Genomic DNA, 13,144 nt, shown 5'->3' with positions numbered 1-13,144 from the left:
TGCGCGAGGGCAGCACGCCCCGCGAGCCATATGGCCCGTTCGTCTAGCGGTTTAGGACGCCGCCCTCTCAAGGCGGAGATCACCAGTTCGAATCTGGTACGGGCTACCAACGATTGCAAGGCCCCAACTTCGGTTGGGGCTTTTTGTTACTAGTGCCGCACGTTGGCGGCGGGCCGGGACCAATCGGGCACGCTTTATGCCCCATGGGCCAGGGGCTCCCGATTCTAGTGGACACAACCCAATTCGTTGCCGAGTTCGCGCGCCGTTTCGTCGCGGGGGAGCAGGCGGTTTCCCCAGAGCTGCGCAAGCATCTGGATGCCCTCGAGGTCGAAGGCGCTTGCAGGGCCGGTCTCGCGCACCACGGGTACGGTGACGCTGGCGGGTTCATCTTTGCCGATGCCCGTGCATCCGCACCCGAGCGCGACGTTCTCGCATGCGACGGCAACCATGGCATCAACGAGCGCTTCTACGGGCATGCCGTACACCTGGGCATCCCATCCCTGTTCCTCGAGATGCAGGCGCGCCACCACTGCGTCGTTCTCGTCCATGCCGGCAAACCCGTGGGGAAGATAGTCGCGCAGGTGCTCGGCTAGTTTCTGTTCAAGGCACTTATCGTAGAAGAGGGCACCCGTAAAGCTGGTGCAGGCGGCGGCGAGGCGCGGTGGCAACGAATCCATCTCGCGCAGCTCCACGAACCCTTTGAGGCGCACGTTGGGGAAGACCATTGAAAGCAGGTGCATGAGCTCTGCTGGCTCGAGCGGGCGATTCGACATGATGTCTCGCGTGTAGCAGTCGCCGGTCGAGGTGGTCACGTGTTCGGCATCGGTGAAGAGGATCGGCTTCACGCCCGAGACCCAGAGAATGTAATCTTCGAATGAAAGCCCTTCGATCGCGCCGGGCACGATGCCGCAGCGGTCCACGTCCACATGGTGCCAGATGCGTGAGCGAGCCATGCCGGGGGAGGGCTCGCCGCGGAAGATGGGAGCATTGTCGAACAGGAAAGCGAAGAGCGGCCCCAGAAGCGTCGCCATGCGATAGATGCGTGCCGCATCCCGCTCGTCCTCATAATCGAGTGAAACCTGGGTGGATGCCGTGCAGCGCATCATGTCGCGCGCGTAGCGTCCGCGGCGCGAGAGGTACGCGTCCATATCGCGGTAGCGCTCCTTGGGGATGAGCTCCAAGTCGAGCGGGCTCGAGACCACGGGGTTGTAGCCTACGGGAACGAGGGAGGCATCGAGCCCGATGGCGGCGCAGGCGCGCTCCACCTCGGCATCGAAGGCGCAGATAGCATCATAGAGGGCCTTTACCGAATGCGCGGGGCCGGCCGACACCTCGAGCTGGGCCGCGGGCTCGAGCGATACGGTCACGCCCACGGTCTCGAGCTCGCCGTGGAATGTGTAGTCGAGCCCCAGAAGGTGCCCGTCGATATAGACGAGCTCGCTTTCGCTTCGGCTACGGGCGAGCTCTGCGATGAGCGCGCCAACACCACGTTCGCCGGCAAAGGGGACCGTTCGCCCCTGATCGTCGATGAGAATGCGCTCCAGCTCGAAGCCGATGCGTTTTCCGGCGGGATCTTTGTCGCCGTGTTCGAGCACGGCGATCAGAGCCTCGAGGTTCTCGCGAAAGGACCCGGTGAAAGACGGGATATGGCTGCAGGGTTCATGGGACATGCGGTACTCCTCAGTCGCGTTGCTCGCGTGTATCGTACCCCCATTGCCTTGCGGGGAATCACCGCGTTTGCGCGCTCACTCGAAGATTGCTCCGCCAGAGGCTCCTATACGACGCGAATGCTAAAGGTCGGGTTGAGGAATGGAGTTCAGCAGAAGACGTCTAGCCCAAAGGAGGGAGGACGCCGTTGCCGTACAATAGAAGGAATAGAGAGGTGCGCCGCTTTGTGCACCGCCGACGAATGGAAGTCCGCTGCTCCGACGTAAGGAGGACCATGTCCGAGTCCCCACATACCGTCCCTAAGCCGCGCGTTGACGCTGCTTCCGCGGGCGGGGACGACCGCAAGGGCGCCCGCCGTGGTGCGATCTTCATCGGGTTCGTTCTCATTGCCTACCTCGCCTACCTCGTGGTGACGGGGCAATTCGCCGAGTTCGTCGAAGCCATGTCGACCGTCCAGGGTTCATGGATCGTGGTCGCGAGCATCTGCATGGTGTTCTACATCATCTTCGGTGTCGTTGCCTACGCGATCGCCGTGTGGCTCGATCCTGAGTCGCCGGTGGGTATTCGCGACCTTATCTCGGTCGAGGCCGCCGGCACGTTTTTCGGCAACCTGACTCCCATGATGGTTGGTGGAACCCCCGCCCAGATCTACCGCCTCACCAAGGCGGGGCAACCGGTGGGCGAGGCCGGCGCGACGCAGTTCACGCGCTACATCGTATTCCAAGTGAGTCTGGTGCTCTGGGCTGCGATTTTGCTCGCGGTGCGCTTGCCGTTCTTCACCTCGCTCTACGGCGACATGACGCTTCTGTGCCTCTTCAGCTTCGGCGGCCATGTGGTGCTGCTCGCAGGGCTCTTCGTGATCTCGCTTTGCCCGCGCTTCGTGATCCGCGTCGCGCATTGGGCCATCGGTCTTGCCGAGCGCGTGGGCGGCGCGAACGACCGCACGCGCGGTTGGCGCACCTATGTGGATACCGAGATTTACTCGTTCTCCGAGCACTTCAAACATGCCGCGGTGCATCTTTCGTCCATGGGCGTCACCCTGGTCGTCACCATGGCGCAGCTCGCTTGCCTGTACATGGTGCCGTATTTCGTGCTGCGTGCATTCGGCAACCATGATGTCGACTTCATCTCCTGCCTTGCGGCGGGAGCCTTCATCCAGCTGCTCTCCTCGGCCGTTCCGCTGCCGGGCGGTACGGGCGGTGCCGAGGGTGGCTTCGCGCTCTTCCTGGGGCACTTCTTCGGCGCTTCCGCCACGGCGGGCTATCTGGTCTGGCGTCTCGTCACGTTCTTCGGTCCTACGATCGCATGCGCGCCGCTCCTTGGCCTGCGCTCGTCTCATCACGCGAGCATTCATGCTCGCTGGGATCGCCTCGTACACGGCGGGAAGAGTTCTCACCGTGCGTCGAGGCCCGCGAGGGCTGCTGGCGCCCCTGATGCCCCGCAAGCAAGCGCTGCCGCCCCATCCGAGGCGCCGTCGCGGCAGGCCGGCCCTTCCCGTCGCCATCGCGGCCAGCGCATCCGCCAGACCTCCGGCGGCATCACGGTTTCGCCGAGCGCGCTCAAGCGCAGGAAGCCGAAGCGCTGATCGCTGCGCTGCCAAAGGTTTCCATTTGATATCCGGCTGTCCTCCGTGCAATGTTCCCTGTGGACGGGGTACCACGTAGCATGACGATTACTCATGTCATGCTCTGTAGGCACACGATTGGAAGGCGTTGGGGCATACGTGCTGATTCCGGTTTTCGGGGTGCTTGCCGCAGCTGGTTTGGGCGCTGCGGGCGTTACCGGTAGCGCCCTTTTCGATTTTGCCCTGAACCCGCGCTCCGAGCGTTCCGTGATGGCGCGGCTGCGGGCAGGGGAGGCAGAGGGCTTCGATTCCGAGGCGGCTGCGTCGGATCCGCGGCGTTTTGAGGCGCGGCGCTGGTTCGAGGAATCTAAGCAGGGTGTGCAGATTGAAGCCTCCGACGGCGGTTCCCTTCGGGGGTGGCTGCTGCCCGTCGAGGGCATCCGGGCATCGGATGATGGTCGTGCCCTTGAGTCGCTCGACGGGGCTACAGGAAAGCCCCGAGGCAGGGTGTTCGGCATCCTGTGCCATGGATACAGCGGCCGCCCATCCGACCTGTGCATCGAGGCGCAGATTGCGCACTCGTTCGGCATCACGGTGCTCGCGCCCGCCGCGCGCGGCCATGAGCGCAACGACGACCGCTACGTCACGATGGGGTGGCGCGATGCGAACGACCTGCTTGGATGGATAGACCTTATCCGGGCGTTTGATCCTGCGGCGCGCATCGCGCTCTACGGGGTCTCGATGGGCGGCGCCGAGGTGATGATGGCCTCCGGTCTTGCCTTGCCCCCTAATGTTCGCTGCATTGTCGAAGATTGCGGCTACACGAGCGTGTGGGACGAGTTTTCGGTTCAGATTGGCATGCAGCTCAAGTTGCCCGCGGTGCCCTTGCTCAACGCTGCGAGCGCCGTGTGCCGCGCGCGTGCGGGATACGGGTTCAAGGAGGCCTCGGCGGAGCGCCGCTTGCGCCGGGCTGCGGTTCCCATGCTCTTTATCCATGGGTCGGAAGATCGGTTTGTGCCATTCTGGATGCTCGACCGCGTCTATGATGCGTGCGCGAGCCCGGTGAAGGAGAAGCTGATCATCGAGGGTGCAGGGCATGGCCTTTCTTCGACCGTAGATCCTGACCGCTATTGGGGCGCCGTCGGCTCCTTTCTTCAGCGCTATCTCTTCTAAAAGGGCTGCCTGAAAGTCTTTTCGACATGCTATTGCTAGAGCGCCTCTTCCGGGGCGCCGGCGGCGGTGCGCGTGAGCCGTGCAATGTGGGCGAGAAGCGGCACATGCCGGTTGAAGAGGTTGCAGAGGCGTCCCACGGCAAGAGCGGAGATGATGGTGCCAACTCCTAAGCCGTTGAGATAGCCGAAGAATGCGAACGAGAGGGCGCACGCCGCTATGACGAGCGTGCAATCGAAGCACATCTTCACCGTTCCAAACGGCTTTTCGGTAACGGAGGCGATGGCGCGCACGATGCCCTCGCCGGGAACCACGATGACGTTCGGCGCGACCTCGACCGAGACGCCGAAGCCGAGAATGGCGCATCCGAGGGCGAGCGAGGCAAGTTGCAAGGGGAGCTCGGTGGGGTTGAGCCACCAGAGCGCGCCCATGCTCACGTCGATGAGTGCGCTGAACAAAAGGTTGACCGCTACCTGCAGGAGCTGGATGGGTTTGAAATCGCGGCGAAGAAGGCCGACCTGCGCGATAATGAACAGGAGGTTCATAGCAAAGGTCGTTTCGCCAAAACTGAGCGGGAGCTCGAGGTCGAGCACATAGGGAACGCTCGAGATGGGAGAGGTGCCGAGCGCCGCCTTGGTGATGAAGGCGACGCCAAAGCTGTTGATGCACACGCCGAGCACGAACCAGAGGTATCGCTGCACCAGGCGTTCGGAATGTAGCCGCTCTTTGAGACGCAGCTGTTGAGCGGTATCGGCTTCCGTCATGAGCGCTCCTCTCGCTCGCTTTGCTCAAGATTTGCGATGACTCGATCGAGAAGGCTGCAGAGCTGGGCTCGTTCTTGCTCGTCAAGGCCCGCCCATGCGATGGTGTCCACTTCGGTTCGGCAGTCGAGCACCTTCGACGCGGCCGATCTGCCCGCCTCGCTGAGGAAGACGGCGGCGACCCTGCGGTCTTCCGCCTTGGCGCGCCGTTCGATGAGCCCTGTTTCCTCCATGCGGCCGAGCACGCTCGTAACCGTCGATTTGTCCATGACACATGCCCGTGCGATGTCTTGCTGGGTGCAGCCTTCGTGGAATGCAAGGTGCTCGAGCACCTTGGGCTGTCCGGGCTTGAGCCCGCATGCGCGCGTGCGCATCTGCATGGCTCGGTTGGAATGTGAGAATGCCACGAGCAGCTGGTGATGGATGGGCTCTAGCTCTATGGTGTTGCGCGGATCGGTGGTGCGAAGGGGTTTGCGCTCGATGGCGTTCGAACCCTTGCTCGTGCGTCGGTCAAGCGTTGGAGAGCCGTCAGACGTCGGCTCTCCCGAGCGATGCGTGGCAGGAGTCATGGTCGTCCATTCAGTTTGAATACAAACAGTTTATATTCAAACTAATACTACTGTTCCGCGGAGTTGTCAAATCATGCTTTATGCGGGTGGTGCCCGGCTCCGGCATACTATCCGGGGCCGGGCACGTATTATCGTTGAGTGTGCGCCCGCTTCGGAGGCGATCTTGGTGCCGAGCGACTTGCCTTGCGCCCGCACGCTAGATGGCTGCTAGACGGTGTCTTCGCGCAGGGCTTCGACAACGCTTGCGGTGCGGGTGCGGCGGAGCGCATACATCACGCTCGCGACGATGACCGCAATGACCACGACAACGGCGATGCCGATCTGTACCCAGGGCAGGTGGAATTCATAGGTCGAGTACGAGAGCATCATGGATTGGTAGAGCCCCCAGGAAACAAGCAGGGCGAGGGCGGAGCCGATCAGGAAGCCACGCACCGCGTAGCTTGCGCATTCGTAGGCGATCATGCGACGGAAGGCTCGGTTGCCCATGCCAACAGATTTGAGCATCGCGAACTCGCGCTGGCGAAGGATGAGGGCGTTTGCGAGCGTATTGAAGACGTTTGCCACCGCGATGAGCCCCGTGATGACGGCGAAGCAGTAGATGAAGGTGTTGACCGTGGTAGCCATGAGGCGCGCCTGGAGCTTGCCCTGGGCGACGTTCGTATACGTGATGTCGAGCTCGGGGTAATCCTCGGCAATCGATTCGAGCGTCTCTTGGGCTTGCGTGGCGGCCGCGGCGTCTCCGCCCGTGTCGATGGACATGCTCGCTCGCAGGTATCCCGTGTTCGCGGAGAGGTCGATGGCGGAGGAGGGCAGGATGAGCTGGAGCGTACCCGATGAGTCCACACAGACGGGGCGGGTTTCCGCAAGCGCGCCAACCTCGATCTCCTGCGTGTTCGCGACCGCTTCGTCATAGGGCAGGTAGACCGGATTGCCTTCGTTGTCGTAATACAGGGCGCGCAGTCCACCTGCAGGATCGTCTTCTATGCTGGAAACGAAATGCCCGTTAAGGTCGGCAAACTCAAGGGATTCGATCGTTCCCGTGGCTTTGAACGGCTGGTAGTTGCCGTATGTCTCTCCGTTGTTGACATCGTAGGAATTCACCGCGATAGCGAGCGGGCGGGCGGGGTCGCAGAACGTGGCGCGGTCAAGTCCGAGCGAGTCTATGTAGGCTTCCCACGTTGCCCCATCGACGAAGTTTACATAGGCAGACCCATACCATGAGCCGTTCGCGAGGAGCGGTGCGCTTCCGTCGAGGCCCATGATGCCATCGTTCAGCATACCCGCAGGGATGAACGCGTCGGCGACATAGCTTGTCATGTATCCATTGGGCGTTACCCCATCAACGGACTGCACGTCCGCATAGAAGCGCGAGAGGGCGTCCTGCATGCCGGGACCATCGACCTTGCCGTCTGCAAGCGCGAGCGATTGGTCGGCGCCGGCGCCGGTCACATCTATATAGAGCAGCAGGTCTTGACCTTCCATGGTGTCGACGGTCGTACCGCTTGCATAGCTCATGACATCGGCGATGGAACCGGACGTGATGAGGAGGGCAACCGAGACGGCGAGGGCGGCTACGGTGACGCGTCCCTTCGAGGAAGCGCGGGTAAGGTTTTTATGGGCGATGAATCCCGGGATGCCGAAGATGCGGCCTGCGAGGCCGAGCGAGCGCTCGGTGGTTTCGGACGCGCTGCGCCGGGCAGCTTTTCGCTGCGCGCGCCGGGCTCGCCGAGTAAGGTGCACGTCCTGTGTTTGGCGGATGGCGTCTACAGCCGAGACGCGGCTGGCGCGGATGGCGGGGATCCATGCGCTTACCAGGAGCGTGACGAGGCCGAGCACTGCGGCTATGCCAAGTGCCACGGGGCTCACGATCACGCTCGCCTGGGTCCCACCGGAAAGCGCTGCAATGCCCTCGCCAAGAAGACCGAACACTACGAAGCATCCGGCGACGCCGAGGGCGATTCCCACCGGGATGCCAACTCCGCCGATGGCAAGCGCTTCGATGAGTACCGTGCGGCGCAGCTGCCGGCGGCTGGCGCCCAGGCTCGAAAGGAGGCCGAACTGCCGCGTGCGCTCGGCCACCGATATGGCGAAGCTGTTGTAGACGAGAGAGACGCCTGCTACCACCACGACGGCGGCCAGAATGCCGGCGATTTGGTAGAGCGTGTTCCAGATGGCCGTGTCGGGCGTCACACCCATCCAGCGGATGAGGGAGGAATGGACTGTTGACGCGCCATCGGTGGTCCGTTCGTGCACATTGACGATCTCGTCGGCGAGGGGCTCTGCGTCCGCGGGGTTCGCGGTGCGGAAGATCGCTCCCGCCCAGGTGGCGGCGGAATCGTCGGTGATGGCGCGGTCGACGGCGCTGCCATCGTCAAAGACGTAGGCGATGTTTCCTTGGAGCGAATAGAGGCTGGAGTAACCGTACGCACGGTAGAAGCCCACGACAGTCCCTTCGATGTGTCCGAGGTCCGCCTCGTATGTCTCGGTCTGAGCGGTCTCGTCGATATAATCGCCGCGTATTGCGGTCGCCGTGACGCTCGCTCCGTCTTCCCGGTTGGTGACCGTGCGCGTGCCCAAATCGAGCGTGATGCGGCTGCCGACCTCAATCGGGCCGCCATCTGCTGTGGTCAGGCCGCACGGGGCGAGCTCGGCGTTCTGAAGCGGGTGGGGGAGCAAGATCTCGCCTGGGGCCTCGGGCGCGCGGCCGGCAACGATTTCTGGCGTTGAGATGAGGGGCTCGCTCGCATCTAGGTCATGCGGAAACGTCTTTGTGTACAGGTATTTTCCGAAGATGTCCGAGTTATCCTCGCCGAGCGATATGGTGCCCATGTCGGTAATAACAGTGAGGTCGGTGACTTCCTGATCGTTCTGCAAGCGCTTAAGGTCTTCCGCTGTGATACCGGCGGCTTCCGCGTACCACCAGCCCTCATCGGAGGCGGTGCGCTCGATGAGCATGTTCGTGAGCGACACGACGCTCGTGAGTACGGCAGTGATGAGTGCGACCGAGAGCGCCACGCCGATGATCGACACGATGGTGCGCGTGCGGTTGCGCTTGAGCGAACACAGCGCGAAGCGAGAAAAGATGCTCATCTTAGCGCACCCCCGAGACACTTGTGCCAGGTACAACTGTCTCATGCGCGGCGTTGTGGGCCGCCCCGCCACGTCCCGCCTCGCTCCGCACCGAAACCGTGCGAACCTCGCGGCGGCGCTCGTCGCGCACGAGGCGTCCGTCTTCGATAGCGAGCACGCGGTCGGCCATGAGGGCGATGTCCTCGTCGTGGGTGATTACGATGAGCGTTTGCTTGAGTTGCCGGTTGGAATCGCGCAGGAGCTGCATGATCTCTGCCGAGTTCTTGGAGTCGAGGTTGCCCGTGGGCTCGTCGGCGAGCACGACGGCCGGGGCGTTCATGAGCGCGCGGCCGATTGCCACACGCTGCTGCTGGCCGCCTGAGAGCTGGTTGGGCAGATAGTGTTCTCGGCCGGTGAGGCCGAGCGAACGAAGGAGCATCTTGAGGCGCTTCTCGTTGACATCGCGTCCGTCCATGCGCACGGGCAACGTCATGTTCTCAACGACATCCAAGATGGGGATGAGATTGTAGAACTGGTAAACGAGGCCAACTTCGCGGCGGCGGAAGACGGCGAGCTCCTCGTCGCTGCGGGCGAAGATATCCTGCCCCTGCAGGCGCACGGTACCCGAAGTGGGGCGGTCCACCCCGCCCATGAGATGCAGGAGGGTCGATTTGCCCGAGCCCGAGCTGCCGATGATGGCGATGAACTCGCCTGCCTCGACGGTGAACGAGACGTCGTCGAGGGCTCGCGCGGCGGTGGCGCCGGTGCCGTAGACCTTGGTGAGGTGTTCGACAGAAAGGATGTTCATAGGTGGCCCCTTTGGGTCGAAGGGATACGTCACCTACGATACTGGACTTTGCTGCTTGCGCCTATGTGACCACCGCATGACACATCTGTCACCTTAAAGGGAGACAGTTGTGCCGGGTCAATCTGTCTCTGAGGCAGCTGGATACAGACTGAGACAGTTTAACCCGGCACAACTGTCTCATGATGCGGGTGTTTCGATCTCAAGACTAGCCGTGGCTCGACGGGGAATAACGTGCTCACAGGGAAATCATGGGGAGGGGGATAGATATGACGCGGGGACCTCGGGCTGTTGCGGCGTCGGGATACTACCATGTAGTCGTTCGGGGGAACGGCAAGCAGGTGATATTCGAGGACGATGAGGACCGATATCGGTTCCTCAATCTTATGAGGCATGCGATGCGCGCCGGCGATATCCATATCATCGCTTGGTGCTTTATGGATAATCATGTGCATCTCATCGTGCATGATGAGGCGTGTAGGCTCAGCGATGCGATGCATGCGCTGCTCTCGCCCTATGCTCGATATTTTAATAAGCGTTCGAACCACGTGGGGCACGTGTTTCAGGACCGGTTTTCGGCGGCACCCGTCGAGGACGATGCCTACCTCCTGAGGGCGGTGACATATGTTCACGCCAATCCCGCGAAAGCGGGCGCGGGACCGATGGATCAATACCGATGGAGCAGCTACAACGAATACGCTCATCCAGGGGCATCAGAGTTCGAGGTCGTAGATTCCGATCTTGTCCTGAACATGTTGGGCGGTCCTGCCGGCTTCGTGCGGTTCTCGAGGGGCCTGCAGGGGGACGGAGGGTTCTCTACCTATGAAGTGCGCGTTCCCGGACTTGCTCCCCTCGATAGGGCGAAAGAGCGCGCAAAACCCATCATGCAGACCTATCATCTCGCTTCGCTCAGGGAGGCGCCGAGCCTTGATCGAGCGAAGCGAGACGAGGTGCTGCGTGCCTTGCGGAATGCGGGCATCTCCATCAGGCAGATCGAGCAGCTGACGGGAATCGGGAGAAACACCGTCGCCCGCGTGACGGCATGAGACAGTTTGACCCGGCACAACTGTCTCATGCGGCGTGAGGCGGTTTAGCCTGAGACAGTTTAACCTGGCACAACTGTCTCAGGAGAAGGCGGCGGCGCGCTCGGCTTCGACGTCGCGGCCCAAGCGCTGGAACTTCTTGCGTTCGATATCATCCATGCCTTGGTAGGGGTCGTGGCGCTTTGCAAACATCTCATCGCCTTCGTCGCCCCACAGGCGATTGGCCACGGGCTCCCACTCGCGGGCGCGCTGCTCGGTCTTGGCGCGTAGCTCCGAGGGGCTTTCCGGTTCCACGAGGTCGGTGCCGTGGGCACCGGATTCCTGCACCATCTGGCCCAGACGCTCGGGGTTCTCGAGCATGGGGCACGGGCGCAGATGGTTCTGGTTGAAAGGCTGCCCCTCGTAGTACTTCATGAAGAGCGGACTCTTAAGCGCCTCGAGAAGGCTCACCTCGTGAATGTTTGCGTTGGCGTAGTGAATGAAGACGCACGGCTCCACGTCACCCGCTGCATTGATGTGCAGGTAGCGACGACCGCCGGCGATGCACCCGCCCACGTACTCGCCATCGTTTTGGAAGTCGAGCGTAAAGAGCGGTTTCTCGTTTCGCATCTCGCGCACAAAGCGGTACATGCGCTCGCGCTGCTCCACCGTGGGCATGAGCTCGGCGGGCGACCCCTTGCCCACGGGCATGTAGTGGAAGAACCAGCAGAAGAGCGCTCCTTGATCGATCATCCAGTCGAAATAGCGCTCGCTCGCGATGGCGTCGGCGTTGGCGCTCGTCCAGCATGCCGAGATGCCGAACGGCAGCCCGTGACCGCGCAGGAGCTCCATGGCGCGCATGATCTTGGCGTAGGTGCCCTTCCCGCGCCGTGCATCGGTGGTCGCTTCGGTGCCCTCGGCGCTGATGGCGGGTATGAAGTTCGCCACGCGGATCATGTCCTCGCAGAATTCCTCATCGATGAGCGTGGCGTTGGTAAAGCAGAGGAACGCGCAGTCCGGGTACTTCTCGCAAATGCGAATCAGGTCGCGTTTGCGCATCATCGGCTCGCCGCCGGTGTAGATGTAGATATGGGTGCCAAGCTCACGTCCCTGGTCGATGATCGAGCAGATGTCGTCATAGCTCAGGTTGAGCGCATGCCCGTACTCAGCAGCCCAACAGCCCGTGCAGTGCAGGTTGCAGGCGCTCGTAGGGTCGAGCAGGATCGCCCATGGAATGTTGCACTGCTCGCGCTCGCGCGATTTCTGCTGAACGGGCCAAGCGAGCAAGTTGGCATCGACGATAAGCGTTTTGAGAAGGCGAGAGCGCATGCTCGGATTGAGATGGAAGATGCGCATGATGAGTTCGTACCAGTTGCTGCGATCGCGAATGGCGCTCGAGATGGCCGTGCGCTGAGCGGGAAACACAGACGCGGGCACGAGCTTGTCGATGAGCTCCATTATTTGAGGTATGTGCTCCTCCGGATTCTCGTCAAGATAATCGATAAGCTTGTTGAGCGCGGCGCGCTCTGCCTTCTGGGTGAGTGCCATGGTCGTCCTTTCTGCGAGAGGCCGCGAGACGGATGCAGGTGAGGGGCTGCATGCGATGGTTGGGAGTGCGTGGGGGCGCGTGCTCGCATGCAACGGGTTCGCTCGGGGTAACGGTTCGGTAGTGGCCGGGCGCGCCCTGCCCCTCTGGCCCCAGTTATACCCAAGTATAGAAAAATCAACAACTGTAGAATTGATATGTGTCTATTCAACAAAGGCGTTGGCGGCGTGGGATAATCCACAGTAAGATCCGCGTGCAAGGATGGGGGATGAGGTTATGGGCGACGCCGTGCAGGGTGCGAAGAAGCTAGATCGAAGGGTCGTTCGAAGCCGGCGCCTCATCATCGACGCTTTCGAACGCCTTTTGCTGAAAGAATCCCTCGAAGACATTACCGTGAGCGCCATCGCGCGCGAGGCGGATATTGACCGGAAGACGTTCTACCAGCACTTCGGCTCGATTGACGGTCTTATAGACTATGTCGTCTCCGAAGAGGTCGAACGGGTGCTGGACGATGTCGAGCGTGCGCGCGACGAGCGCGGTTCGGCCGATACCGAGCAGGACCTTCATGCATTTCTTAAGAGCGTGAACGAGGTCATGTGCCGCGACATCGTGCTCAACCGGCGCTTTTTTGAGGGCATCCCCACCGACAGGCTCATCGAGCGCCTAAGGCAGCCTTTTGAGCGAGGGATCATCGAGCGCGGAATCCTATCGAAGCATCTCCCCGGACAGTACGTATCGTGGTGCGTGTCGTTTCTATTCGGCGGCATGCTCTCCGTGTACCGTTCCTGGCTGCTTTCGAGCCAGGAGGCATCGCTTGAGGAGATTACCGACGTCATCAACCAGCTCGTCATCCACGGCATCGAGAGCTTGGACATCGCTTCCTAGGGAAGGTTTGCGGCACGAGACAGTTTAACCCGGCACAACTGTCTCTCTCACACGATGAGACAGTTTGACCTGGCACAACTGTCTC

10 protein-coding genes and 1 tRNA gene are annotated in these 13,144 nt (G+C 61.9%); 5 read left to right on the top strand and 6 right to left on the bottom strand.

The features are described from left to right. Positions 1-32: 32 nt before the first annotated feature. Positions 33-109 (top strand) — tRNA-Glu (locus tag HGEM_RS05995). 115 nt (positions 110-224) lie between these two features. Here the strand turns inward: HGEM_RS05995 and HGEM_RS05990 are convergent. Continuing rightward, positions 225-1,670: a glutamate-cysteine ligase family protein gene (locus HGEM_RS05990; protein WP_019128520.1), complete on the bottom strand. Its 1,446-nt coding sequence runs from the start codon at positions 1,668-1,670 to the stop codon at positions 225-227. 272 nt (positions 1,671-1,942) lie between these two features. Here HGEM_RS05990 and HGEM_RS05985 point away from each other — a divergent pair, with 272 nt between their 5' ends. Both HGEM_RS05985 and HGEM_RS05980 read left to right on the top strand, forming a co-directional pair. Beyond that, complete coding sequence (locus tag HGEM_RS05985) at positions 1,943-3,253, top strand: lysylphosphatidylglycerol synthase transmembrane domain-containing protein (protein ID WP_019128519.1); 1,311 nt, start codon at positions 1,943-1,945, stop codon at positions 3,251-3,253. 138 nt (positions 3,254-3,391) lie between these two features. Then, positions 3,392-4,405 carry an alpha/beta hydrolase gene (locus tag HGEM_RS05980; protein ID WP_019128518.1) on the top strand — a complete coding sequence of 338 codons (1,014 nt, stop codon included), beginning with the start codon at positions 3,392-3,394 and terminating at the stop codon, positions 4,403-4,405. A gap of 35 nt (positions 4,406-4,440) precedes the next feature. Here HGEM_RS05980 and HGEM_RS05975 read toward each other — a convergent pair whose 3' ends face one another. The 4 genes from HGEM_RS05975 to HGEM_RS05960 form a co-directional block, all read right to left on the bottom strand. Continuing rightward, entirely contained in the window at positions 4,441-5,166 is a 726-nt protein-coding gene (locus HGEM_RS05975; protein WP_019128517.1) for a YczE/YyaS/YitT family protein, read from the bottom strand. Continuing rightward, the gene (locus tag HGEM_RS05970) at positions 5,163-5,732 is read right to left on the bottom strand and encodes a MarR family winged helix-turn-helix transcriptional regulator (RefSeq protein ID WP_019128516.1); all 570 of its coding nucleotides are present in this window, start codon (positions 5,730-5,732) and stop codon (positions 5,163-5,165) included. The genes HGEM_RS05975 and HGEM_RS05970 overlap by 4 nt, the downstream gene beginning before the upstream one ends. Before the next feature lie 207 nt (positions 5,733-5,939). Beyond that, positions 5,940-8,822 carry an ABC transporter permease gene (locus HGEM_RS05965; protein WP_019128515.1) on the bottom strand — a complete coding sequence of 961 codons (2,883 nt, stop codon included), beginning with the start codon at positions 8,820-8,822 and terminating at the stop codon, positions 5,940-5,942. 1 nt (position 8,823) lies between these two features. Then, entirely contained in the window at positions 8,824-9,609 is a 786-nt protein-coding gene (locus HGEM_RS05960) for an ABC transporter ATP-binding protein (RefSeq protein WP_019128514.1), read from the bottom strand. Positions 9,610-9,875: 266 nt separating this feature from the next. Here HGEM_RS05960 and HGEM_RS05955 point away from each other — a divergent pair, with 266 nt between their 5' ends. Continuing rightward, entirely contained in the window at positions 9,876-10,652 is a 777-nt protein-coding gene (locus HGEM_RS05955) for a transposase (protein WP_019128513.1), read from the top strand. A 78-nt stretch (positions 10,653-10,730) separates the two neighbouring features. Here HGEM_RS05955 and HGEM_RS05950 read toward each other — a convergent pair whose 3' ends face one another. Further along, on the bottom strand, positions 10,731-12,176 hold the full coding sequence (locus HGEM_RS05950) for a radical SAM/SPASM domain-containing protein (protein WP_019128512.1): 1,446 nt from the start codon (positions 12,174-12,176) through the stop codon (positions 10,731-10,733). A 274-nt stretch (positions 12,177-12,450) separates the two neighbouring features. Here HGEM_RS05950 and HGEM_RS05945 point away from each other — a divergent pair, with 274 nt between their 5' ends. After that, positions 12,451-13,059, top strand: a complete 609-nt coding sequence (locus tag HGEM_RS05945) for a TetR/AcrR family transcriptional regulator (protein WP_051008446.1) — start codon at positions 12,451-12,453, stop codon at positions 13,057-13,059. Positions 13,060-13,144 lie beyond the last annotated feature (85 nt).

This window comes from Enorma massiliensis phI, assembly GCF_000311845.1.
GTDB lineage: Bacteria > Actinomycetota > Coriobacteriia > Coriobacteriales > Coriobacteriaceae > Enorma > Enorma massiliensis.
Note: the sequence above shows the minus strand (reverse complement) of the source record. Positions and strands in the feature narration are given on the sequence as shown.